18 protein-coding genes are annotated in these 26,399 nt (G+C 47.9%); 3 read left to right on the top strand and 15 right to left on the bottom strand.

Annotation, left to right across the window (positions count from 1 at the left end; translation table 11 throughout):
* Window positions 1–237: 237 nt before the first annotated feature.
* Window positions 238–4,389: a two-component regulator propeller domain-containing protein gene (locus BUB37_RS03705; RefSeq protein WP_072988664.1), complete on the bottom strand. Its 4,152-nt coding sequence runs from the start codon at window positions 4,387–4,389 to the stop codon at window positions 238–240.
* Between the two features lie 402 nt (window positions 4,390–4,791).
* Between BUB37_RS03705 and BUB37_RS03700 the strand changes: the two genes are divergently transcribed.
* Window positions 4,792–6,966 (top strand): alpha-glucuronidase family glycosyl hydrolase, encoded by a 2,175-nt coding sequence (locus BUB37_RS03700; RefSeq protein ID WP_072988661.1) that lies wholly within the window; start codon window positions 4,792–4,794, stop codon window positions 6,964–6,966.
* Window positions 6,967–7,144: 178 nt separating this feature from the next.
* Window positions 7,145–9,004: a sialate O-acetylesterase gene (locus BUB37_RS03695; protein ID WP_244526719.1), complete on the top strand. Its 1,860-nt coding sequence runs from the start codon at window positions 7,145–7,147 to the stop codon at window positions 9,002–9,004.
* A gap of 5 nt (window positions 9,005–9,009) precedes the next feature.
* On the opposite strand, the gene BUB37_RS03690 is transcribed toward BUB37_RS03695, so the two are convergent.
* Window positions 9,010–9,780, bottom strand: coding sequence for a cupin domain-containing protein (locus tag BUB37_RS03690; protein ID WP_170863109.1), 771 nt, complete (start codon window positions 9,778–9,780; stop codon window positions 9,010–9,012).
* 10 nt (window positions 9,781–9,790) lie between these two features.
* Window positions 9,791–9,967, bottom strand: coding sequence for a hypothetical protein (locus BUB37_RS21575; RefSeq protein WP_170863108.1), 177 nt, complete (start codon window positions 9,965–9,967; stop codon window positions 9,791–9,793).
* Window positions 9,968–10,031: 64 nt separating this feature from the next.
* Between BUB37_RS21575 and BUB37_RS03685 the strand changes: the two genes are divergently transcribed.
* Window positions 10,032–11,444, top strand: coding sequence for a glycoside hydrolase family 28 protein (locus BUB37_RS03685; RefSeq protein ID WP_072988655.1), 1,413 nt, complete (start codon window positions 10,032–10,034; stop codon window positions 11,442–11,444).
* A 41-nt stretch (window positions 11,445–11,485) separates the two neighbouring features.
* On the opposite strand, the gene BUB37_RS03680 is transcribed toward BUB37_RS03685, so the two are convergent.
* The 12 genes from BUB37_RS03680 to BUB37_RS21570 all read right to left on the bottom strand — a co-directional run bounded on the left by BUB37_RS03680 (window position 11,486) and on the right by BUB37_RS21570 (window position 26,382).
* Window positions 11,486–11,989 (bottom strand): cupin domain-containing protein, encoded by a 504-nt coding sequence (locus BUB37_RS03680; RefSeq protein WP_072988652.1) that lies wholly within the window; start codon window positions 11,987–11,989, stop codon window positions 11,486–11,488.
* A 502-nt stretch (window positions 11,990–12,491) separates the two neighbouring features.
* Complete coding sequence (locus BUB37_RS03675) at window positions 12,492–14,000, bottom strand: FGGY family carbohydrate kinase (protein ID WP_094766511.1); 1,509 nt, start codon at window positions 13,998–14,000, stop codon at window positions 12,492–12,494.
* A gap of 33 nt (window positions 14,001–14,033) precedes the next feature.
* Window positions 14,034–15,002, bottom strand: a complete 969-nt coding sequence (locus BUB37_RS03670; protein ID WP_072988649.1) for an ABC transporter permease — start codon at window positions 15,000–15,002, stop codon at window positions 14,034–14,036.
* 38 nt (window positions 15,003–15,040) lie between these two features.
* Window positions 15,041–16,558 (bottom strand): sugar ABC transporter ATP-binding protein, encoded by a 1,518-nt coding sequence (locus BUB37_RS03665; protein WP_212635250.1) that lies wholly within the window; start codon window positions 16,556–16,558, stop codon window positions 15,041–15,043.
* A gap of 4 nt (window positions 16,559–16,562) precedes the next feature.
* The gene (locus BUB37_RS03660) at window positions 16,563–17,174 is read right to left on the bottom strand and encodes a DUF2291 family protein (RefSeq protein WP_170863107.1); all 612 of its coding nucleotides are present in this window, start codon (window positions 17,172–17,174) and stop codon (window positions 16,563–16,565) included.
* Between the two features lie 10 nt (window positions 17,175–17,184).
* A complete protein-coding gene (locus BUB37_RS03655; RefSeq protein ID WP_212635249.1) occupies window positions 17,185–18,147 on the bottom strand; it encodes a D-ribose ABC transporter substrate-binding protein in 963 nt (320 codons plus the stop codon).
* Between the two features lie 10 nt (window positions 18,148–18,157).
* Complete coding sequence (locus BUB37_RS03650; RefSeq protein WP_072988641.1) at window positions 18,158–19,126, bottom strand: transketolase family protein; 969 nt, start codon at window positions 19,124–19,126, stop codon at window positions 18,158–18,160.
* A gap of 6 nt (window positions 19,127–19,132) precedes the next feature.
* A complete protein-coding gene (locus BUB37_RS03645; protein ID WP_072988637.1) occupies window positions 19,133–19,957 on the bottom strand; it encodes a transketolase in 825 nt (274 codons plus the stop codon).
* 1 nt (window position 19,958) lies between these two features.
* Window positions 19,959–21,377, bottom strand: a complete 1,419-nt coding sequence (locus BUB37_RS03640; RefSeq protein ID WP_072988634.1) for an L-fucose/L-arabinose isomerase family protein — start codon at window positions 21,375–21,377, stop codon at window positions 19,959–19,961.
* Window positions 21,378–21,412: 35 nt separating this feature from the next.
* Window positions 21,413–22,180: a DeoR/GlpR family DNA-binding transcription regulator gene (locus BUB37_RS03635; protein ID WP_072988630.1), complete on the bottom strand. Its 768-nt coding sequence runs from the start codon at window positions 22,178–22,180 to the stop codon at window positions 21,413–21,415.
* Window positions 22,181–22,464: 284 nt separating this feature from the next.
* Entirely contained in the window at window positions 22,465–23,799 is a 1,335-nt protein-coding gene (locus BUB37_RS03630) for a pectate lyase family protein (protein WP_072988626.1), read from the bottom strand.
* Between the two features lie 81 nt (window positions 23,800–23,880).
* A complete protein-coding gene (locus BUB37_RS21570; RefSeq protein WP_170863106.1) occupies window positions 23,881–26,382 on the bottom strand; it encodes an exo-alpha-sialidase in 2,502 nt (833 codons plus the stop codon).
* Between the last annotated feature and the right edge of the window lie 17 nt (window positions 26,383–26,399).

The raw sequence follows: 26,399 nt of genomic DNA, 5'->3' as shown, positions 1-26,399 counted from the left end.
GGCCGAAAATGGGAGAAAAGGTTCATAATGCTTTATAGTTTCGACCAATAATTGGCCCGTTTAATTATTAAATGCTTAGTTTTTAACCACTTAAATATGCAATTACACAAAAAAACACCTAGAAATTAACAACATTACAAAATTCGGTTTTATACCTATTGTCGGCTACCAATTATGAAGCAAGGATTGTCAAAAATGTGGCATAGGTTCTGTAACTGCCAGGGATTTAAAAAGGGATTACTCTTGTTTCAACTCGGTAGGCAACACCCCGAAGTAGGCCTTAAAACATTTGGTGAAGTATGAAGGTGAAGAGAAGCCGACCTTAAAACACACCTCACTTATTGAAGCATCGCCATTCTCAATTATTTCCTTGGCTTTTTCTAGGCGTAGTTTTCTTAGAAATTCATTGGCCGTAAGTCCGGTTAAGGCCTTTATCTTGCGATAGAGTTGACTGCGGCTCAGGTTGAGTTCGTTGGCCAAGTGTTCGACATTCAGTTTTTCATCCGCAATGTTCTCCACAATATATTCCATCACCTTGTCAATAAACCTCTTGTCCATCAACGAGGTGTTTTCCGGTATTTTTACAACAGCGGTGGCATTGGCGAATTTTTCGAATAAAATTTGCCGGCTCTTTAAAATACGTTTCAATTGGGCCCTAAGCACGTTCATATCAAAAGGCTTGCTGAGATAAATATCGGCACCGGAATCGATTCCCTTGACCCAATCTTCGTTCATGGTCTTGGCCGTGAGCATCAGTATGGGAATGTGGCTCGTTTTAAGGTCTTCCTTTATGGCCTCACAGAATTTGAATCCGTCCATTTCGGGCATGACCACATCGGTAATGATCAAATCGGGTATGTGCTCCAGGGCAATCTGCACTCCCTGCGCCCCATTGGCCGCTTCAAGCACTGAATAATCGCACCGTAGCTCATTTGTAAGGTAGGTTCTTAGTTCGGTATTGTCTTCTACGATAAGAAGGGTCTTTTTTTGACCTTCCGGAGTTTCCCCTTTCGGGGCGACGGGTATGTCGTAACCGACCTTAACGAGGCCTTCCTTTTCAGCCTCCGTGGTCAAGAACAGCTCTCCGTCCTGGAAATGCTCTTTCCCCAAGGGCAGGAACACCCTGAACTTGGTACCTACGGCCTCTTCGCTTTCGACCGTAATATGCCCCTTGAGCAGATCGACAAAACTTTTTACCACCTCAAGACCAATCCCCGTACCCCCGTAGTACTGGCTGTTCATGTTCTTGACCTGATAGAACCGGTCAAAAATATTTCGCACCTCCTCTTGGCTTATACCGCTTCCCGTATCTTCGATATATATTTCAACGGCAGGCAATTTCGCCTTGTCGTCTAGTAAGGGAAATACCATGGCCTCTACCTTTTTGTGCACGCCGATCGTAATGGTTCCGTTATCGGGGGTAATCTTAAATGCGTTGGAAAGAATGTTAAAAAGCACTTTTTCGAGCATTCCCGGATCGCTCCAAAGTTTGAGCTCTTCCTTATCCGATTCAAAAAGCAGGGCGATATTCTTCAGGGCCGCTTCCTCGTTAAAATAAGCCACTATTTCGCGACTAAAGGCCACCAGCTCAATTTCCGAGACCTTTATCGAAAACTTGTTGAGCTGTAATTTTCTAAAATCCATCAGCTCATCTATCAAGCGCTTCAACCTGTTGGTGCTTTTGTGGATAATGTCCAGTTTTTCCAATACCCCTTGCGAGATATCCTTGGCATTGTTGCGCAATATCGACTCCAAGGGATTTATTATCAGGGTCAGGGGTGTTCTAAACTCATGGGAGATATTGGTAAAGAACTGTATTTTTCTATTGTTCAGTTCTTCTACCTGCATTCGCTTGGCACGTTCTACCTGCACCATTCGTTTTTCGCGTATTCTTTCCCTGGTCAATCGGAATGCAAATATGAGGGCCAAGCCCAATAATACAATATAACAAGTGATGGCCAAATTGGTTTTCCACCAGGGCGGAAGCACGGTCAAGGTCAAGGTCTTGGTACTTTCGCTCCAGACCCCGTCGTTATTGGCGGCCTTCAGCATAAAAACGTAATCGCCCGGGGAAAGGTTGGTATAGGTGGCGCTTCTGGTGTTCCCGACGAAATTCCACGATTCTTCGAGCCCTTCCAAATAATAGGCGTATTGGTTTTTGCCCGGCCGGGTATAATTGACCCCAACAAATTCGATCGTAAAAACCGATTGTTTGTGGTTTAAGGTAATATGGTCGGTTTGCGATATCGCCTTTTTCAAAGGCGACTTTTCTTCGTTTGGTTTAACGGACTGGTTGTAGATCTTAAAATCGGTAAAAAACAGCTCGGGACGCCCCTCGTTCATAGGTATCTGATCGGGCTCAACGATGTTTACGCCTTTATAGTTCCCAAAATACAGGGTTCCGCTTTCATCCTTAAAAGCCGCGTTAAAGTTAAAATCGTTCGACAGCAGGCCGTCGTTGCTATCGAAGTTGGTAAAACTGTTGTCCGTTCGGTCCATATATGACAACCCCTTGTTACCGGCCACCCATAGTTGACCCGAGTCGCTTTCGATAATGGTCGCGATGGTCTCTTGCGCCAAACCGGTCGAACTGGCATTGTACCAGTCTATCTTCTGCGTATCCCTATCGTACTTCCAGAGCCCTGCACCATCGGTACCGATCCACATATTCCCTTGGCTATCCTCATAGAGCGAAACGATCATATCCATCATGGTCTTTTCTGCCTGAATACGTTCTGCAGAGGGTGCCAAATCCAATTTGGAGAAACTATGGGCCGATGTACGGTCGCGTTTGAACACCCCCCGGGTGGTACCCACCCAGATCGTATTTTTGCTATCGACAAGCACTTTTCGAATCTCGGCTTGACTTTGCGGCAATCCCGTTAGGGCTTCATCTTCGATAAAGCCAAATTTATTTTCTCGTGAATCGTAAAAGTGTAGGCCGTTGGAATAGGTTCCGATCCACAACACCCCCTCGTCGTCTTCTGAAAAGCTCATTACCCGATTGGCCCTTAATCGACCGTCGACGTTCTCGATCGGAAATTGCCCGAAGGCCTTAGCGTTCTTGGGAAGGTAAAAGATACCCGAGTTCCACGTGCCTACCCAAAGGGTTTCCCTGCTATCGATAAACAAGGTCTGCACATCAACGGCGGTCAGTCCTGATGCTATGGGGTTGTCGGGATCGATTAAATGCACGATGCTCTTATCCTCCAAATTGTAAACATCGATACCTCCTCCGTCCATCCCTATCCACAACCTATTGTGGCCGTCCTTAACAATGGTGGTAACCGAAGACGATTGCAAGGAGTTGTTAACGTTGGGCAAGCTTTCGATATCCTTGAACTTGTCGTAATACCGGTCGTATACGCCGATGCCCTTATTGTAATAGCCGATCCATATTCTATCCCGCCTGTCTACAAACAAGCTCCATATCGAATTGGACTTTAGACTGTTCTCATCAAATTTATCGTATCGACAATTTTTGACCACTTCCCCGTTCCTCTCGATTACGTAAAGTCCGTCGTTCTCGGTACCGCAAAGAATTCGGCCATCGGGTGCCTGGACCATGGTTAAGATCCGCTCGTCGCTGATGGTGTAGTTGTGCACCGTTTTGGGGGTAATCGATACATCTTCGATTTTGACCAAACCGCTCGAGAAGGTGCCCATCCAAAGGGAACCGGAATCGTCGATCAACATCGACTCAATGTTCAGGTTGGGAATCTTACCAGACCCCGACTTATCGTAAAGGGGGACCGCCTTTGCCCGATCACCATCGTATTCGAACAGGCCACAACTTGATCCGATCCAGATCTTGCCGTCTTTTCCTTTGGCGAAGCTTCCTACCAACATATTGCCATACGGACCTGGAATCATGGCCACGGGCCTTCCGACCAAAGTTTCGGGATCGACTTCGAAGAGTCCGTTCGCATTGGTTCCGACCAGGATTTTGCCCGACTTCGTTTCGTCAATGGCCCGGACAACCAATTTATCCAAAGGCTTCGTCCCATCGTAAAAGACAATCCGATCAAATCGGTCGAGGTCTCGATCGTATAAATTCAGCCCTACTTCGGTTCCCACCCACAATCGATTTGAGCTGTCTACAAATGCCGTTTGAACCAGAGAACTGTTCAACGATTTGGGGTTGTTGAATTCCTGCTTGTACGATACCAGGTCAACACCGTAGTATTTATAGAGCCCCGATCCATAAGCCCCGATCCATACCAACCCCTGTTGGTCTTGAACAATGGCCGAAATGGCCCGTTGCGTAATGCGGTGCTCCATATCGACAAACGAATAGACCCCACCCTGTGCCTGTGCCTGTGCCCAGGTATGCTGAACCATGCCAAGCAATAAAACAAGCAATATCTTATGGTTGTCTATACTTTTCATATGAAATTAACCAATCGGGGAAACGGACTAGGCGGGATATTTACAAGGTTCGCCCTGTCTTTGTGCTAATTAAATATAGGCAATTACCTTTAACCATGTATCAACGATGTTATTGTTTAACGCAATCTTTCCAACAAAAAGCATCTTTTTTTTCGAAAATAAGAATTACCACAAAGCCAGCCTTATGTAGAAGACCCTCAAATTCCACAATGCTTCAAAAGTGATAGTATGGGCAACATTTTTTTTATTGCTTACGTCCGGTTTGAATGATATTTGAACAAACCGAATCGATCTGGCCATGCGGTGATAGCCCGTATCGCAACTTTTGCAAAGCGCTTTAAGGGCTATTTCATATATTTAAAAGTGGCTTTTGATTCCACCTACCCAAAATACAGCCCAGTTATGGCAAGACACATAATCGTACTCATTCTTTGTTTACCCTGTTTTTTTCCGCTTTTTGCGCAAGAACCATCGGGTTATAATCTTTGGTTGCCCTATTCCAAGATTAGCGAATCGCCAGTTTTAAAGGAATACACCGATATTACAAAAACCATTTCCCTTCCCGGAGCCTCACAAACATTGCAAATAGCCCGAACGGAACTCAACAGGGCATTAAAAAAAATGTTAGGCGCCCCTCCGTCCGTCGCTACCTCATTAAGGGCCGACCCTACCCTACTGATCGGCACAAAAGACCTTTTACCCCCTGAGCTACAAAAAATGGTGAACGATGACCTAAGTCGGGCAGGAGACGAGGGATTCGTCATAAAATCAGTGAAGCACAGGAAGAAGAAAATACTGTTGATAAGCGCCAACGGCGATATTGGTATTCTCTATGGAGTGTTCAGGTTCCTAAACCTTATGCAACAACACCAAAGTTTTGTAAAGATCTCATTGGTCGATTACCCCAAGATAGACCTGAGAATGCTCAATCATTGGGACAACCTGGACCGGACCATTGAAAGGGGCTATGCCGGATTTTCGCTGTGGAACTGGCAAAAACTTCCCGAATTCATCGATCAACGTTATATCGACTATGCCCGGGCCAATGCCTCGATAGGCATCAATGCCGTTTCCTTGACCAACGTAAACGCCAACGCCTTGATACTGACCCCCATGTACCTTGAAAAGGTGAAGGCCCTGGCCGATGTTTTTCGCCCCTATGGCATAAAGGTATACCTTACCGCACGTTTTTCGGCACCCATTGAAATCGGCACTTTGAAAACGGCCGACCCCCTAGATCCGAATGTAAAACAATGGTGGGCGGACAAGGCCGACCAAATCTACTCCCTTATCCCGGATTTTGGAGGCTTTTTGGTCAAGGCGAACTCCGAAGGGCAGCCCGGACCCCAAAACTACGGTCGAAACCATGTAGATGGTGCCAATATGCTTGCCGAATCTTTACGACCCCATGGCGGAAATGTCATCTGGAGGGCCTTTGTTTATTCAGAACACGATGCCGACGACAGGGCCAAACAGGCCTATACCGAATTTGTACCCTATGACGGTAAGTTTATGGACAATGTTCTTGTACAGACCAAAAACGGCCCCATAGATTTTCAGCCGCGCGAGCCGTTTCACCCTATGTTCGGCGCAATGCCGAAAACCCCATTGATGATGGAATTCCAGATTACCCAAGAATATCTGGGTTTTAGCACCCATCTCGTTTTTCTTCCAAAACTCTATGAAGAAGTTCTCGATGCAGATACTTATCAACAAGGAGAAGGCTCTACCGTCGCCCGAATTATAGACGGCACATTGCAAAACCAAAAAATCAGCGGTATGGCCGGGGTCTCCAATGTCGGAAACGATATGAATTGGACCGGGCATCCCATGGCACAGGCCAATTGGTACGGATTCGGTCGCCTGGCGTGGGACCCCTACCTCAGTTCAGAAACCATTGCCGAAGAATGGTTGCGCATGACCTTCTCCAACCAAGAGGCCTTCATCGGCCCCATGAAGGAAATGCTGATCAAATCAAGGGAGGCCGTTGTCAACTATATGAACCCCTTGGGCCTCCATCATATTTTTGACACAGGGCACCATTACGGTCCCGGGCCATGGGTCAGCGAATTGAGCCGCCCCGAATGGAACCCGACCTATTACCACAATGCCGATGCCAAGGGCATAGGTTTCGACCGCACGCCCAGCGGCAGCAATGCCACCGAGCAATATGCAGAACCTTTGCGCAGCCGATTGAACGACCCCGACACCTGTCCTGAAAGGTATTTGCTATGGTTCCATCACCTGTCGTGGGATTACCGGCTCAAAAACGGTAAAACCCTCTGGCAAGGCATGGCCCTGAAATATCAGGAGGGAGTGGACCAGGTAGAGGAAATGATCGCCACCTGGAAGCAAATGCAACCCTATGTCGACCAAGTCCGACACAAAGAGGTGCAAATGCTACTACAAATACAGCTCAAGGAAGCCAAGTGGTGGCGCGATGCCTGCTTGCTCTACTTTCAGACCTTCTCCAAAAAAGACCTTCCCGAAGGCGTCGGGAAGCCCACCCGAACCCTTGAACATTTTAAATCGTTAAAATTCCCCTTCGCACCGGGCATACGGCCCCAGTGGAACTGACCAAGGTTAAAAAGGGAAGAGCTTGGCCAATTTACCTGAAAGTCGGCCGTACCGTTAAACAAAGCATAATCACCATCATTTTCACACCATGATAGCATTCAAAAAGATTAACCCCGTTCCTTATATCGCATTACTTTTCATCTTTGTTTCAACGTATCCGTGCCTTGCCCAAATTCGATTGCCCAAACTCATCGGCAACGGGGCCGTTCTACAACGCAATACCGAATTAACCCTCTGGGGATGGGCCTCGCCAAACGAATCGGTCGAACTCCGGTTTAAGGGCAAGGCGTACACAACCACTGCAGACAACCAAGGCAATTGGCGACTCCTTCTCCCGCCACAACCGGCAGGCGGCCCCTTTAAAATGGATTTCAAGGGTACGAACCGCATTACCGTCGACAACATCCTTTTTGGTGAGGTATGGCTATGTTCGGGACAATCGAATATGGAACTGACCATGAGCCGGCTTCGCGATGTCTATCCCGACATCATCAAAAGTTCGGAAAATTCAAAAATCAGGCAGTTTTTGGTGCCTGACAAGTACGACTTTAATACCGCCCATACCGATTTGGATTCGGGCAGTTGGATGGAAGCCAACCCAAGGAACCTATTGGACTTTTCAGGGGTCGCCTATTTTTTCGCCAAAGACATTTTCGAAAGGTACCAAGTGCCCGTGGGCCTGATCAACGCCGCCTTGGGCGGTTCTCCCGTAGAGGCCTGGATGAGCGAAGAAGGACTTAAAAATTTTCCGGAAGCCTACGAAGAGCTCCAACGTTTTAAGGACGAGGGATTTGTTGCCGAAATCGAAAAGAAAGACCAAAAACGCCAACAAGAATGGTTTAAAAAATTAGAGGAAGAAGACGAAGGGCTGACCCCAAAAAGCAAATGGTTCTCCATGGACTTGGATGATTCAACCTGGGATGCAATGAACATACCCCGTTTTTGGGCCGATAGCCCACTGGGCAATGTAAACGGAGTGGTTTGGTTCAGAAAACATTTTGTCGTTCCTGAAGCTTGGGTGGGCAAAGAGGCCAAACTTTGGCTCGGGAGAATGGTCGACCAAGACCACGTATACGTCAATGGCACCTTTGTGGGCACTACCGGATATCAATATCCTCCCCGAAAATACACCGTAAACGACAGCCTCTTAAAAAAAGGCGATAATACCATTACCATCCGCCTCATCAACCAACAGGGCAAAGGTGGCTTTATTCTCGACAAACCCTATTTTATTTCGGTAGGCACCGACACGATTGACCTAAAAGGCCCATGGAAATACAAATTAGGTGCGGCTATGCCTCCCTTAGAGGGTCCCACTTTTATCCGTTGGAAACCTGGAGGGCTATACAATCGAATGATATCGCCCCTACTCAATTATAAGATCAAGGGCGTAATCTGGTACCAAGGCGAGTCGAACACGAACCAACCCGAACGCTATTTTCAAACCTTTCCCGCATTGATCCAAAATTGGCGGAGCCAATGGAATATCGGCGATTTTCCGTTTCTCTACGTACAATTGGCCAACTTTATGGAAGAAACGAATGTACCTGTAGAAAGTGCATGGGCCCAACTCAGGCAGGCCCAACTAAACACCCTAAAAGTTCGCAATACGGGTATGGCGGTTATAACCGACCTTGGGGAGTGGAACGATATCCACCCGCTAAACAAAGCGGATGTAGGCAAAAGATTGGCACAACTGGCCTACCGTCTGGCCTACAACGAGACCGATGCCCGGTTGAGCCCCATTCCAAAAAAAGCCAAATTCCGTACCGACCATGTAAGCATAGCCTTTGACCATGTAGGTTCGGGATTAAAGATCAACCATGGCGATTATTTGAAGACCTTTGAGCTTTCGTCCGACGGCAAGACCTTCTATAGGGCCCGTGCGGAAATAAGGGGAAAAAATATAAGGGTAGAAAACGATAAGCTAAAAAAACCCGTTGCCGTTCGGTACGCCTGGTCCGATAATCCGGCAAAGGCCAATCTGTTCTCTAAGGAAGGGCTTCCCGCATCCCCCTTTGAACTAAGAAAAGAGTAGTTGTCTCAGTTCCACTTAAAGGCGAAATACCGGCAAGGTTCGTCGCCCGCATTTTCAATGCCGTGCATTGATCCCGACTTGGCCAAATAAAAATCGCCCGGACCGGCTTGATATACCTTGCCGTCAATAGTCATCTTGGTCTTACCTGCAAGCATCAAGATGATCTCGGTTTCAATGTGCTTATGGGGTTTATGGCTCGGTCCTTTTTTGTCCAGCTGGGTAATGTGCATTTCAAAACGTTCGCACATCGCCGTCGGCCGGTCGAAATAAGGCACTCCCCCGCCCCTGGCACTAGGCTTAAAGGTAAGCGAGTCGGCATTGATCATCAACGAACCTCCGGCATTCCTACCTCGTTCAATATCCATGGCCTTTCGGGCCCTATACCGCAACACATAATAGGTAAGGTCGGTATCCCCCACATTTTCAACGGAGTGCATTTGTTGCGGCATGAGCAAAATAACCCCTTCGGGTCCAAGGATCCTACTTTCCCCTTCAATGGTCACCTTCATGGTGCCCTCTCTGACTATGAGGCACTCCTCAATATCCTTATTGGCATGGGCCGGCCCTGGTGTGGCGCCCGGTTTTTGTGTAGTGGCGTGCATTTCGATATACTCAAAATGGGGGGATGTTCCTTCCAGGATACTCCGGCCTTCCTTTAGTTCACTCTTTTTTACCGGAAAATCGTTCCACTTATAAATCCCCTCCCTAATCGGATCGAGCTGGGCGTTGGAACAAATGGCAAACAGGACAATAAAGCTGGAAATAGTTGTTTTCATCATAAGGGTTTTAAAGGATGTTCGATAGAGGTAGCGCCGAGGTCAAAAACCCGTTTTTCGCCCAATCCATCATACCAATATAAGGAAAAAGAACGGGTTGCACCTGTATTTGCCCTATGTTGAACCCAAGGCAACCAAAAAAATCGGCCTTGTCATTGACCGATGTCCCCTCTCCCAAATTTTTCATCTAGGATTATGAGGTAAACCTAAACTTTCTTACATTAGTGCAATCGATTACTCAACTCAATAAAATGACTTACAAAAACACCTCTTTTACCCGTTTATTTTTGATCCTGTCCCTTTTTGGCATCCTATTGAACTCGTGTAAGGAAAAAACAGTTTCCGTTTTTGATGAGGCAGACGCCATAATAAATTCCATTGTTGTGCCCACCTTTCCCGATAAGGTATTCGACATCATCGAATACGGGGCGATAAGCGACGGTGAGACCAACAATTCCGAAGCCATTAAAAGGGCCATTGAAAGCTGTCACCAAGCCGGTGGCGGAACGGTTTTAATTCCCGCGGGTAAGTTTCTTACGGGGCCCATACATCTAAAAAGCAACGTTAACCTTCACCTCGAAGAGGGAGCGGAGGTCTTGTTTTCCAAAAACAAGGCCGACTACCTGCCCGTGGTACATACTTCATACGAGGGGGTGGAACTCATGAACTATTCGCCTTTGATCTATGCCTACAAGCAAAAAAACATTGCCATTACGGGTAAAGGCACCTTTAACGGACAGGCCGACAAAACCAATTGGTGGCCTTGGTGCGGAGCTGAAAGATACGGCCATATCGAAGGGGAGCCCCAGCAACGCGATGACCACAACCTGCCCCGCCTTCGCAAGATGAATGAAAATGCCGTACCCTATACCGAACGTATTTTTGGTGCGGGCCATCAGTTACGTCCGGCCTTCTTCCAGCCTTTTGGCTGCGAAAATGTGCTGGCCCAGGGCGTAACCTTTACCAATGCCCCTTTTTGGGTAATGCATCCCATTAAATCAACCAATGTAACCGTAGACGGCGTTACCGTGAGCAGCCATGGGCCCAATAATGACGGTTGCGACCCCGAATACTCCAAAAACGTACACATTAAGAATTGTGTTTTTGATACAGGTGATGATTGCATTGCCATAAAATCGGGAAGAAACGATGAAGGCCGAAGGGTCAACATACCCAGTGAGAATATCGTTGTAGAAGATTGTGAAATGAAAGACGGGCATGGCGGCGTGGTCATGGGCAGTGAGATTTCGGCCGGGGTGCGCAATGTTTTTGTCCGAAATTGCAGAATGGACAGTCCGGAGCTGGATCGGGCCATACGGATCAAGACCAACACCCTAAGAGGCGGCTTTGTTGAAAATGTGTACGTAAAGAACATACAGGTCGGCCAAGTTAAGGAAGCCGTACTCAAAATCAACACCTATTACGGTATCTATGACAATCAGGAAGGCGAACACATACCCTCCATTAAAAACATATACCTGGAAGACATCGAAGTCGAAAACGGTGGAAAATATGGTATCTTGATACAAGGAAGGGAAGAAAATCCGGTAAAAAACGTTACCCTTAAAAACGTACACATCAAAGGGGCGGCTACCCCGATGTTGGTCGAAAATTCAGAACCCATCAACTTCGAAGACACCACGATCAACGGTAACAAGTATTAAATTGCCACCGATAGAGTGTCTTTATTTCGGTGGCCGGCTGCTTACATCCAAATCGTTCTGAGCCCATCGTCGGCGCCGAGCAAGGGGTCCGCATCCGGAATGGGCAAAGCGGCAATATTCGTATCGGCCTTGGGCCTTTCCCCGGGAAGGCCTTTGTTCAGGTCCCAAGACCGTCCGTCGGGGTAGGCCCCGACTACCCCAAGGTTCTCACTCCCCAAGTTTTTGTGGCCGACGCCGGCAGGGATGATAACGATATCACCTGCTTCTATCTCGACCTTTTCCCCGCTTTCGCCACCGAGGTGTACCAGCGCCTTGCCCGAATAAACCCCCAGCACTTCGTGTGAAGTACTGTGGTAATGGTGAAACGAATAGATACCGTTACGCCATGAGTTGCTCCAATTATTCCGCAAGAAACGATCTTCCAACCATGAGGCCCCACTGCTTCCGCGTTCGGAAAAGGCATTTTTATAAAGGATCAGGGGTAATTTGTTATTGGGTATTTTACCGTCGTCTTTAAAAAAGAGCTTTTGTGGTTCCTTGGTCATTGCGAAAATAGAATTGGGAAATGAAAATGCGAGTCCGACCAAACCCGAAGCCGTTAAAAATGTCCTGCGATTCACGATGGTCCAATTCGGTTCTTTGTTTGTTTTCTTACTTTATAGCGTTATGACGCTTACACGATCTACGGCGAGATCGAGTCGATACCGGCCGCTAGATTTTGATCATTATCGGGGTACATACCTACAACCCCCGTATCTTAAACCCAGTATACCTGTGCCAAGATCCTTCCCTTATGAAACCTTCTTTTAAATACCTCCCGACGCCTATATTGTCCAGAGGGTCAAACGTAAAATGTACTTCACAAACCTTGGCAAAATCCCTGATCTGCTTATATAAAAATACAGGAAAATTAGCAATGCGAATGGCAAGGGCCCAAAAATGTACTATTTCGTCCTATTGAAAAACCAAGGGCCATTAGCTTAGGAGTTCAACAAATACCCCATATGGGAACCACCCTAGGCCCTAGCCGCTCACATTTAGGTGAAACTAGCAGTTTTTCGACTGCAATAGAAACTGCCAATAGGCATAAGCCCGATGGGCAGATCGATTTTCTTGGGGAAAATAATGCAGGTTGGTACCTTCTTCAAATCTGGGGAGCTCGTCGGTTTTCTTCCATATACCCGCCCCCATTCCGGATACAAATGCGGCACCCAAGGCAGATACGTCCGAGATACCAATATTGATTACGGGTTTTTGTAGCAGATCGGCCATAAACTGCATGAGGAAACGATTGGCGGTGATTCCGCCATCTACATTCAATTCCTTCAAATGGTGTCCCGTTTCAAGCTCTATGGCCTGGATCACGTCCTTAATTTGAAAAGCGATCGACTCCAAGGCAGCCCTTACCAAGTGGTTTTTGGTCGTCCCGAAAGTCAAGCCATGTATCGAGCCCTTCCAGCCTTTTTCCCAATAGGGCGCCCCCATACCGCTAAAAGCCGGAACAAGGTATACCCCTTCGTTATCGGTGAGCGACGTCGCCATCGTCTCAATTTCCTCATTGGAGGAAAAAACACCAAGTTGACTCCTCAGCCATTCCAAAGTAGATCCACAACTGACGATAACCCCTTCAAAGGCATAATTAACCTTTGCGTCCAAACTATAAGCTACCGTGGTCAGCACTCCACTTTTATTTTCTGCCCCGACCTGTTCGGCATTCCATAAAATGGAAGAACCCGTACCCAGGGTAGCCTTGGCCATACCCGTTTCGAAACATCCTTCCCCAAAGAAAGCGGCATGGGAATCTCCGATCATTCCCGTAATCGGAACGGCTCGTTCAAAAACCCCATCAAAATCGGACTCCCCGTAATGTGATGCGGAAGGCAACACTTCGGGCAGCCTAAGTCCACTTACCCCAAAGTCCCCGATTAAACCGGCATCCCATTTCAAGTCAAAGATATTGTAGAGTAAGGTTCTCGAGGCATTGGTATGGTCCGTTAGATATTTTTCGCCCTTGGTTAATTTGAACAAGAGCCACGAATCGATCGTTCCGAAAAAGGCTTCGCCACGGTCTATGGCCCTCTTGATCCGATCCTCGTTTCTGTACAGCCATATTACTTTGGTAGCCGAGAAATACGGATCTATTGTAAGGCCCGTCTTTTTGTTAATGCTTTCCTCTAGGCCTTCACGATCCAATTCTTCACAGATGGCCACGGAACGCTTGCATTGCCAAACGACGGCATTGCGCAGTGGATTGCCGTTTTTATCCCAGATTACAAAGGTTTCCCTTTGGTTCGAAATGCCGCAGGAAACAATATTCGGCATCTCTCCCTGGTTTTTGCCCTTAAAAACATCGCAACATTTTTTTACGGCCCCAATGACCGAATTATAGATTTCATCCGGGTCTTGCTCTACAAAACCCGGTTTCGGATAATACGATTTCAACGGTTCCGTTGCCTTGGCAACCAGCCGTCCTGAAGTATGGAACAAAATGGCCTTGGTACCGCTGGTACCCTGATCTATGGATAAAATATAGGAGTTGGACGTTATCTTTGCCATTGGTACTTACCGTTTTTTGAAACCTTTGTCGTTTTAGTCTTCGTTGGGGTGATTGACCCGATCCATGATTACCGCGACCAGAATTACAAAACCTTTAATGATCTGCTGCCAGAAGGGCGACACGTTCAGCAGCACCAAGCCACTGTTCAAGACCCCTATTATCAATGCGCCTTGAACCGTTCCCATAATGGAACCCCGCCCACCGGACAAAGACGTTCCGCCGATGACCACCGCGGCAATGGAATCGAGCTCATAACTAAAGCCGGCATTGGGTTGGGCAGAATCGAGACGGGAGGTAAGGATTATACCGCCTACGGCCGCAAGAATACCCGCCAATGCATAGACCCAAACCTTTATTTTCGAGATGTTCAGGCCCGACAATCGAGCGGCACTTTCGTTGCCCCCGATGGCATAGACATACCGCCCGAACTTGGTCTTTTTGGTTACCACAACGGCTATGGCAACGACGATCGCCGTAATCCAAACGGGCATGGGAATACCCAAAAACCACCCCGTACCGATAAAGGCAAAATCTTCCCCCAGTCCCGTAATGGGGAAGCCCCCGGTCCATAGCATGGTGGCTCCACGGGCAATGGTCAACATGGCAAGGGTAGCCACAAAGGGCGGTACCTTAAAACGGGTAATCATCCATCCATTGAACAGTCCCAACCCCCCGCCTACCGCCAGCCCGGCGAGAAGGGCGCCAAGAACCGTAAAGCCCACGTAGATATTCAGCGAGGGCATCGCTACGCCGTACTTCAGCAGTCCAGCCGCCACGGCACCGCTAAATGCCAATATGGAACCCACCGACAGGTCTATTCCTCGGGTCAGTATTACCAAGGTCATCCCCACGGAAATACAGACATTGACCGATATTTGGCGCATGATGTTCCACCCGTTTTCAGGGGTCAAAAACTTATCCGACATGATCGTCAACACAATGCACATGACAAGCAAGGCTATTATGGACTGAAATTTCAACAATGTATTCTTTATCGACATCTTTGGTTTATATGGTCTTGCCTTGATTATTTGGTTAGCTACGAGATGGCAGCATTCATTATTGCATCTTCACTGGCCTCTTTTTGATTAAATACACCGGTGATCCTAGATTCCCCCATCACCAAGATCCTATCCGATATGGCCATGATCTCAGGCAATTCGGAAGAGACCACCAACACACCGAGGCCCTTTTTCGCCAAATCGTTGATCAAATGGTAAATTTCATTTTTTGCGTTCACATCGATACCGCGGGTAGGTTCGTCCAAGAACAGTATCCTGGGGGTTGTAGCGAGCCATTTCGAGAGCACTACTTTTTGCTGGTTGCCCCCACTTAGGTTCCCTGATCGCTGTTTTTCGGAAGATGCCTTTATTTTAAGGTCGGCCATGTAACTCTTGGCCAACTTGCTTTCCAACCGATCGTTCAAGAACCCATTTTTAACGGTCTGATCGATACTGGCCATACTGATGTTCTTACTGACCTGCATTTGCAGCACCAGGCCATCTTCCTTTCGGTCTTCAGGCACTAGCCCCATACCCAGATTAACGGCATCCATAACCGATTTTATCTTCACCTCTTCGCCATCAATATAAATTTTTCCCGTCATCAGTTTTGGGTGCAAACCGAACAGGGTTTCCAAAAGTTCCGTGCGCCCGGCTCCCATCAAGCCGAAAATACCCAGCACCTCTCCCTTTCGAACGGAGAAACTTACATCTTTCACCAAAAACCCCGATTTGGTCCGGTCCTTTGGCAATGATATGCCCTCGACCCTTAGTACTTCCTCACCGATAGGCGACTCTTCCTTTACATATAGGTTTTTAAGGTCCCTACCGACCATCAGCCTGATAAGATCGTCTTTTGTCGCCCGGTCCGCATCTTCAATCGTCCCTACCATTTTACCGTCCCTCAAACCGATAAAGCGATCGGCGATTTTAAAGAGTTCGTCGAGCTTATGTGATATGTACAAAATGGAAACCCCCTGTTTTTTAAGCGTGGCAATGACCTTGAATAAGTTCTCCACCTCACTGTCGGTAATGGCCGAGGTGGGCTCGTCCATGATCACGACTTTCGCCTCTTCCAAAAGGGCCTTTGCTATTTCTACCTGCTGCTGTTGCCCTACCCTTAAATCCGATACCAGGGTCGTAGGCGATATGTCGCAATCCAAGCGTTGCAAGAGGGATCGGGTCAGGCCGTTCATTTTCTTGAAATCGAGCATCCCCATGGCATTCACGATTTCACGACCCAAAAAAATATTTGCCGCAACACTCAAATAGGGGACAAGGTTCAACTCTTGATGGATGATGGCTATTCCTTTTTGCATAGCCTCTTTCGGGTTGGAAAAATTCACCTTTTCGCCATTCACGAACAGATCGCCCCCATATTCAGGATAAACCCCCGACAGAATTTTCATCAGGGTCGATTTACCCGCCCCGTTCTCCCCGACAACAACATTGACCTTGCCCTTATGGACATCGATGGTAACATGGTCCAACGCCGTAATACCACCGAATTTTTTGGTGATGTCCCGTGCGGTTAGTATGTGATGGTTATCCGACAAGAGTTCAATTGATTTTTAAGACCAAGGGAACCACACGCATCCGATCCAAATTTGGATTTTTTTTATTGACCTTGACCGCCCCCTTGAAATACACATGGTCGCCTTGCTTTATATTTTTTAAAAATGGAGGAATAACCTCCTCACGAACGATATTGTTCAGTTCGATGGAAATGTTGTTAAAATCCATAGTATTCTGATAATCGCCAATATCGAAAACACCGGATGCCTCCCTGATCGCGTTTCCGAAAATAAAGTCGGTCGCTATGTATATTTTATCCGCCGCGGCGTTGTCTAGACCTACCACTACCTCTTCTTCCAGAATGTCGAGCACTTGTGCCTTACCCTCTACCATAAAGTAATAGTCTTTGCCAATACCCAGCTTGTTGCCCTTTTCCTCCAAGGTGGCCTCCAAGTCAGTCTTTAATTGGGCAAGCAGCTCCGATACATGGGTTGTACCAACTTCGCTTAAACCCTTGTCGACAAAGTTTCGGGCCACCAAAGCCGGGTCGAAATCCAAACTGTTCCGGGCGCTCACCACCTCATCCAAGGGCTTGAAGTAGACGGAATTATAAAGCGCTATGGCCAATACCCCTATCAAGGCAAAATTCTTGAGCAATTTTTTTGTTTTATTCGGTAGTCCCTCCATATGCACCAAATTCAGAAATATTTTCCTGGGTCACTACTTCTACGGCAATAGGCATTTTCTTGCCCATGTCCCGTTCTCCGTTCAAGTACCTATCGGCCAATTCGGCCGCAGTTCTCGCCATGAATTTTGGCGACTGCATCGCCGTGGCCGCAATTTTTCCGTCGCCGATGGCATTCATCACATCTTCGGCACCATCAAAGCCAAAGACCTTTACACTATCCGCTTTTCCTGCGGCGACCAAAGCCTGGTACGCTCCCATAGCCATGGCATCATTGCCACAAAAGACGGCATCTATATCGGGATTGGACTGCAATACCGACTCGAGTACCTCCATGGCCTTGCTTCTATCGAAATCGGCGCTTTGCTGGGCAACCATTTCCAGTTGGGGAAAATGGTCCACCACACTGTGAAATCCCTTTGATCGGTTCCACGTGTTGTTATCCCCCACCAGCCCCAATAGTTCGACATATTTTCCTTTCTTATCGAGTTGCCTCACGAAATACTGACCGAGGGCCACGCATCCCGAAAAACTATCCGAAATTATTTGAGTAACGGGGCCATCAAGGGAGTTGACCTCCCTATCCATACAAAAAGTGGGGATACCCGCTTGCTTCGCCCTATTGACGTTGCTTACCGACCCATCGGCGTCGGTAGGGTTAAAAAGAATGGCGTCAAAACCGGCTGCGATCAAATTCTCAAAATGCTCGGCCTCCTTGGCCGTATTGTTTTGCGAATCGAAAATGGTAGCCTCATAGCCCAGTTCCCGCGCCCTTGCCGCGGCCGACTCACCGAGCACCACAAACCACGGGTTATTGAGTGTCGATATGACCACGGCCATTTTTTTGGGCCCTTCCTTTTTATTGTCGCCACAAGCACATGCCGTAAGCAAGATGCATACGAACAGCAATTGTTTGATTTTCCACACCATTGATTGTCGATCCATCACCATCGTTTTATAGGAGCATTTCCTTTCCTAGGCTGTACAAGCCCTCTTTTGAGATTCCGTAATAATTAAAAATCTCGACTTGAGACCCCGTAACGGTGTATTCATCCGGAATGCCGACCATAACAAAGGCATTGCGATGTCCTTTTTGCATCAAGTGGGATGCACAAGCCTCCCCCAGTCCCCCATTGACCATGTGCTCTTCCACGGTAATAATGGGAGCCCCGTATTCCGCAAGACTATCCAACAGATCGGTATCCAAGGGCTTTATGGTATGCATACTGACCACGGTAGCTTTGATACCGTGCCTGTCTTCGAGCTCTTTGGCGGCCAACCAGGCCGGATATACGGTCTCTCCGGAGGCTATAAACACCAAATCCTTGCCTTCTGTAATCTTTCGGCCCTTGCCAAATTCGAAGTTTAAATCGTCTTCTTTGAGCGAGGGCATGGGTTTTTTGCCCAACCTGATGTATACCGGCTTATTTGAATCGGCCGCATACCGGACGGCCTGTTCGGTTTCATAGTTGTCTGCCGGGGCGATAATCGAAATATTGTTAATTGCGCGCAAGACCGCGAAATCGTGCAAGCTATGATGGGTGGTGCCCAGGGCCCCGTAACTGACCCCCGCACTTATGCCTACCATAACCGCCGGGTTATCGGAATAGGCCACATCGTTCTTGATCTGCTCCAAAGACCTTGCCGTGATAAAGCATGCGGGAGAAACCGCGAACGGCTTTTTGCCTGCGGATGCCAGGCCGGCCGCCACTCCCACCAAGTTTTGCTCCGCGATGCCCACCTCAACGATTTGGTCTGGATACTTTTGCCCAAAGGGGACCAATTTTCCCGACCCCCTTGAGTCGCTGGTAACCACTAGGATATCCTTATTGGTTTCGGCCAACTCCTCGAGGGTATTTGCAAACACCACTTGATTCGCAAGACCCATTTTCAAATCCTTACTTTTGATTTTTCCTGTCTCCATAACCCTTTAAATCAAAGCTTCCGCTTCCTGTAGTTCAGACATTGCCAATTGATACTGTTCGGCAGTAGGAACCCCATGATGCCATTTTATATTTCCTTCCATATAGCTCACGCCCTTGCCTTTAACCGTATGGGCGATAATAAAACTGGGCTTGCCCGCTACCAAAGGCCCCTTGTTCAAAGCCTCTTCAAGCGCTATCAAATTATGGCCGTCAACCTCTTTTACGGCCCAACCGAAGGACTCCAGTTTATCACGTACCGAATCGAGGCTCATTACCTCCTCGTTGTTTCCGGTAATCTGTTGTTTGTTGTAATCCAAGATGGCGTAAAGGTTGTCCAACTTGTAATGGGCCGCCGACAAAAAGGCTTCCCAATTGGAGCCTTCGGGAAGTTCCCCATCGCCCAAAAGCGTATAAATTCGGTGCGTCTTGCCATCCAATTTGGCCGCAATCGCCTCTCCTACGCCAATGGACAAACCATGGCCCAAGGCCCCTGTATTCTGCTCTATACCATTTACCTTCTTGGTAGGATGGCCAATGTAATGCGATTCGTGCTGGCAAAGGGTCTCCAAATCGGCTTCCGGAAAAAAACCCCGATCGGCCAAGGTAACGAATAAGGCCTCGACACTGTGCCCCTTGCTCTGTATGTACCTGTCCCTATCCGGTTTTCTGAATTCGTGGGGATCGACATTGAGCACACGGTTATAGAGTACATTCAAAATATCGACACAAGAGAGGCTACCACCTGTATGGCCGGCCTTGGCCATATAGATGTACTTGAGAATATTTTTTCTCAAGTGCACCGATTTTAATTGTAGTTCCTTATCCGTCATTTTATTTTGAATTGTGCCGGTATACCTCCCAGCCCATATAATTGCCAAGTGCCTCTTCGAGAATCGCCCCGGTCTTGGAGGCGTTCATCACCACATGGTGCTCAAAACCGTTTCTGCACACATAATTCATCAGCCCTTGCAGGTCGTTAATTTTTGCTACGGCCCTATTGCCAAAGGTTTTTAGCGGGTCATCGGTCAACTCGCCCTCACCCACATAGGCCTTGATGATCCCCTTGGGGTCGTCGGTACTTATTCTGCCGTAGGTAAGCGGGTTGGCAGGGGTTCTTCCATCGAGGGCGCCATAGGTGTTTTCCACACCCACCGAAGTACCCAATATTGGCGCATTACTGATTTCGATATCCGGTAAAAAGGACTTGGCCCAATTGCCGCAGTGAAAAAGCACACATTTATTTGGATCATCCGCATAGTTATTGTTCCAATCGACCAAGGCACTCGGCGACCCCGATGCCAGTTGCATGGCGTACATACTCAAGGTGCCCGTTACATCGACCTCGCAGGCCGAGGGCAACATATTTTCGGACATTATACTCATGCTGGTGCAAACATTGCACCCATAATTTTGCTGTAAGGATGTCCAGCACTGAATGGCCGTGGCATCCAAGGCATATTCCTCAACATACTGGTTGAGCACAACATCCAGTTTGGCCATTTGCACCATGGCGTCATCCGGGGTCTTTCCTTTTGGGGCATAGGAATTGATGGCCTCCAAATGCTGCTTAACGACGGCATCGTCCTTGGTAAGTTTATTGGCCTTACCTAAAATTTCGGACAGGTCTACCGTGGTTACGGTGATGCCATTGCGCTGCAGGATCTTTTCGGAATAACGCACCGTATTGAAGCCTCCCGGGCGGGCGCCTACGGCCCCAATACGAACATTCTTGAGCCCCATGACCACTCGGCATACCGATACAAAATCAAGCAGGTCTTGCTGAAAGGCCGCTTCGGAAGGCGAGCATACATGCGAGGTGGTCAGCGAATACTTTATACCGTATTGGTACAGGTTGTTACAGACCGAAATTTTGCCGCACCATGAATCCCTGCGATTGACCACGTTCATTTTTGAAAGCTCGTCGGGATAGGCCTGAACAAGTACCGGAACATTAAGATCTGCCAATTTCAGGGTATCGGCAACGCCTTTCTCGTCCCCAAAATTGGGAAGTAAGACCAGCACGCCCGCTATTTCGTCGCGGTGCCTCCTAAAAAGTTCGGCACACTTTTGCGCCTCCTTAAAAGTCTCTACCCCCCCAAGCTTGGTATCGGTAGTTTCCAACAGGACCGGATCGAGCTTCAACTTCCGGAATACCTCAAGTATCTCATTGCGGGCCTTTTCCACCAAACTGTCCGGAAAGAAGTCGCGGTTACCTATGATTACGCCTATTCTAAGTTTTGATTTCGACATTTTTGCTCGTTACCGGTTTATATTTATAATGCTTGTTATGCGAAAATGATTTCTATTTCATTGTCCTTGAACATCTGCTTGTCCTTTTCTTCGATGCCATTGTCCATAATGATGTAATCGATAAGCGAAAGGGCACCCAGGCTTGCCAAGGCATTCTTGCCAATTTTAGTGCTATCGGCGACCAAATAGGTAATATCAGCCGCGTTGATCATTGCTTTCTTGACGACCAAATCACTGATACTCGGATAGGTCAAGCCCGACTTCAAGGAAATACCTGCCGTTGCCAAGAACAACTTCTGTACATTCAGTCCCTTAAAAAAATCGGCCGCTTTTTGCCCCGTCAAAGACAAGGTGGGCGGTTTGAACTCCCCACCGGTCATAATCACCTCGATACCGGGCTCAGGGCCCAACATCATAGCGATGTTCAATGCATTGGTGATTACGGTAAGGTTCTTATACCCGATCAATTTTTTTGCTATTTCGGTCGTGGTGCTGCCCGAGTCAAGAATAATCGTATCCCCACTCTCAATAAAATCAAGGCATTTGATCGCAATCGTCTCCTTCAGTTCCAGGTTTTCTTGGTTTACCAGGGAAAAATTCTTCACCTTGCTTTCCATATCCTTTAGAAAAGCCCCGCCATGCTCCCTTACGATAAGACCCTTTTTTTCCAGTTTTTCCAGGTCTTGACGAATGGTAACCTCGGTAACCTTAAAAAGTTTTGCCAAGTCTATTACCTTGGCCGACCCATCTTCCTTTAAAAATTCAATAATTTTTTCGCGCCTTTTCGTTGCTAATAAAGCCATAGTTCAAATATAAAAGTAAAAATTCGTAAATAAAAAAAACAAAACAAAAATAACATACTTTAAGGACGATCAATTGATATATCGACGGCACGAAGGATTGCCGGCCCCATCTAAACGGCCGTATAGACAGAACCCGAAATTCTTCGGTACAACCTTAAAATACGCATAAAAGATAGTGTTTCTTGTGGTTCATGCCACCATTCACTTACGAACTTCTTTGAAGATCAACTTTATTAAACACGAAAGATTACCGCGGTATTGGGGTACCAAGCTGAAAATGGCACCTAAAGTCCGTTTAAATAATTTTCGAGCATGGTATAACCATTGGCACCGACCAGGTTGGCGTCGGAAGCCCGATAGGGGTCTAACCCCTTGTCCTTTTCCCAGGCATCGGGCATACCGTCGGCATCGGAATCCACGGGAGGGGGCGTCGACTTCAATGGGGGCCACCCTCCGACGTCTTCCTGACTTTTGATTATTCGCCCTTGGTTATTTTTTACGTGCGAGATTATTCGCTTATCCACCCCATCCCTTTTCGGCAGTATTGCACCTCCCGTTTCAAGTACCTGGGCATAGGCCTGCCCGGCCTCCAAAGTATGCACCGGCCCTGTTTCAAAAGGTTCGTTTTGTTTATATGCCTCAATATCCCCGTCTGTCCACGATTCATTAAAATCTACCAGTTGCCATTGATCGGCGGGCCGTTCCCCCCCATAATAATTCCCCTCAAAAAAAGACCGGTTATAGGGCGAACCGGTGGCATAGGCAATCCCGTTATTTTTGGAATCGGCACCGGGAATCAGGTAGTTACCCACATAGTTCAACCTGGTAACGCTAATACTATCGGCATTATAGCCGGCATACCCCCCATCCCAATTGTAAATAACATTATTTCTAAAATCCAAGAGCAGGCCCTCCGGATCTTCGGTATGGGGATTCGAGTTATAGTTGCCCGGTCTCGGACTACGTCGCCTGTGGTGGGCGTAAAGATTTTTCAAAAAACTATACTTCGCCCCTCCCGTACCCCGGATCAAAGACCCGTAGCCATGATTGCTGGGGTTCAGCCCTTCGGTAATAAAGCACCATTGCACCGTAACGTTGGTGAGCGTCGGTCTTCGCGTGGAAGCGGAAAGAACCTCATCCAAACTCCAACTAGCGGAACAATGGTCTACTATAATATTTTTTCCCTTGGAAATACTGATGGCGTCCTTACCCTGCAAACTGCCCTTGCCATGCATACCATCGCCAAGGCGCACCCTCAAATAGCGAACGATAACCTCATCGGCGGCGATCAAAAACGTTTCCCCTTTCAGGCATATCCCGTCACCGGGCGCCGTTTGGCCCGCAATGGTAATATAGGGGTTTTCGATGGTCAATCGTTTTTTGAGCTCTATGGTTCCGGAAACGGCAAAGACCACTGTCCTCGGGCCTTTTTCCCCAACTGCCCATCGCAAACTCCCGGGACCGCTATCATTTAAGTTGGTCACATAGAGAACCTTGCCCCCTCGCCCTCCCCGGGTATAGGCTCCAAAGCCTTCCGCCCCGGGAAAGGCAAGTTGCTGTCCCATTAAGGCATTAAAGCCCAAGAAATAAAAAATAACCATAAAATTGAATACCTTCATCACGTAGGGTTTTAAATTTTGGTTTTATTGATCCGCCACTTCGATGATTACCCGATCGCATCGACTTACGCTTTATTGCCATTAGTTCAAAACCTCTGATTTTGTACTGGCATTTTCCTCCTCCCTGCTAAGTATCCAAGGCATCCTATCCTTTGGCCATTGGCCTTCCTCAATGGGGTAGGGCTCAAACCTTGTGGGGTCCAAAACCACGTGTTTTATTCGCTTCCGGTGCCATGAATAGGTAATATGGACCAAGCCGTCCTTGGTCTGGATGACGGCCGGGTAGGAGTACTGCACCGCCCCCGTTCTGTATTCCAAGACAGCGGCAGCCTTCCAATTGATACCATCGTCGGAAATGGCCACCGTTAGAATACCCCGCCCTTTTCGCCCTCCCAGGGGATCCAGCCTTGTCGAATGGTTGTAGACCAATAGATGCCTGCCATCCGCCAAGGTAATGGCATCGATAGCCGAATTGTTGTTCGGCAAATTGGTGTCCGAGACCGGAGACCAGGTCAGCCCCCCGTCCCCAGACCAAGATTGTGCAATTTTAGTGTCCTCGCCACTGCCATTAGATCGAGCCAACATCTGTATTTTTTTCTGCGAATGCACTAAAAAAGTAGGTTGAATGATTTGATGTTTGGTGTTTACGGGGTCGTTGATGGGTTTTGTTTTCGTCCAAGTTTTACCGTTGTCGACACTTCGCTCAACATGAACCCGTCGTCCCGGGCCGTCCTGTAGGCTCGCCCCGGCAATAATGGTTCCGTCGTTCAGATAAATAGGTTTGTTAACAATAGGGCCCACAAAACCCTTGGGCAATTTTTTTGGCCTGCCCCAGGTCTGCCCCTTGTCCTTGGATGTGATTACCTGGCCATCGTTAATTGTGGGACCAACAAAGTACACTTGTATATCGCCCCCCTTTAATTGGACGAGCACCGGGTTGAAGAGGGTCTTCCCATCCCCATCGTAAACAACAACTGGGGCTTGCCAGGCTGCCCCCTTGGGTTTTCTCGACATCCAGAGCTTGACATCAGGATGCCCCTCCCGGGTTCCACCAAACCACACGCACAGCAAATCTCCGTTTTCCAGTTCCAAAATGGATGATGCATGGCAATCGCGCGTCGGCTGCTCGGTAAAGACAAACGCTTCCGAAACGATCGCTTTTTTTGATGGGGATTGCGCCGCTAATTTAGCATTGCCCAAAACCACCAGCTCATTTAGATACTCTTCCAGATTGGTATAGCCATCGTTGTCTTGATCGGCCTTTCCGTCGGATGGGTCATTGGGGTCCAGTTTATTTTTCCTTTCCCATGCATCGGGCATTCCATCGTGATCCGAATCCTTGGGTGCCGGAAGCGACTTTAGTTCCGGCCAACCGCCCACATCGTTTTGCGAATCGATGATTCCCGTTATTTTCGATTTGTCGCCTACCTTTTTCAGCATTTTATAGGCCTCGCCTTCATAGGTGGCAAAACCGCCAAGGGTCTCTTCAATGATCCTGGAATCTATGGCATCCCGCTTGGGCAAACTTGCCCCTACCTCCTGTAAAACCGCTCCATAAGCCGCTTCAGCAGGTTGTTGGCGTATGGGCATCGAAGCCCATGGCTCGTCCAACTTTACTTTTTCCAAAGGAATATCGGTGTGTACCCCATCGTTCCAGTTGTTTTCGGATACCTTTGGACTTCCCTCCATAAAATTATCCGCGATGTACCATTTGCCATAATCTTCATCGCTTCGCGAAGAGGGACTCGCGATTCTATGGGAAACCTCCCCGGGCGCGGTCGCCGGTCCGGGTTTATAATAATTGCCAACGATGTTGAAGGTTGAAAAGTTGAACTTATCGTTGCCTTTTTGCTGTTTCTCACCACCGTAAAGGCTTTGGTAGCCCCAATTGTATATTACATTGTTTCTGTAATCGGTATTTCCGGCCCCCGAAGCCATTCGCGGATTTCGGCTGGTATGATGTGCCAATAGGTTGTGGTGGTAAGTGCCGTGATTGCTCCCCCAAATACCTCCAAAGCCATGGGTACCCTTTACGTGGTTCGACTTGAACATACTTTCGGAAACAAGGCTCCACTGAACCGTAATACTGTCGCAATGGTAAATGGACATGGTTTCATCTACACTCCAGCTCGCCGAGATATGGTCTAGGATGATATTTTTTACGTACCTCGACGATACGGCATCATAGTCTTCGCCCGAAACATCGCCGGGCCTCACCCTAATATAACGGACGATCACCTCATCGGCATCGATATTCAAAGGATGGTTCTTAAGGCAGATACCTTCTCCCGGAGCGGTTTGCCCCGCAATGGTAATGTAAGGGTTCTTGATCCTAAGCGGACTTTTTAATTCGATGTTTCCCGAAACCCTGAACACTACGGTCCGCGGCCCCGAAGCCTCTACGGCCGCCCTTAGGCTACCTTGGCCGCTATCGTTTAAATTGGTAACCTCGTAAACCTGTCCGCCCCTACCTCCCCGGGTATACTTTCCGTAACCCTCAGCGGTCGGAAAGGCCAATTGTTGGGCACTGGAATTGGCAGTTGTAAACAATACGATTATCACAGAAAGGACTATCTGTTTCATACCTCAACATTTTTTGT

This window comes from Pseudozobellia thermophila (assembly GCF_900141855.1).
Taxonomy (GTDB): Bacteria; Bacteroidota; Bacteroidia; order Flavobacteriales; family Flavobacteriaceae; genus Pseudozobellia; species Pseudozobellia thermophila.
The sequence above is the reverse complement of the archived record's forward strand: the minus strand, read 5'-3'. Positions and strand labels throughout refer to the sequence as shown.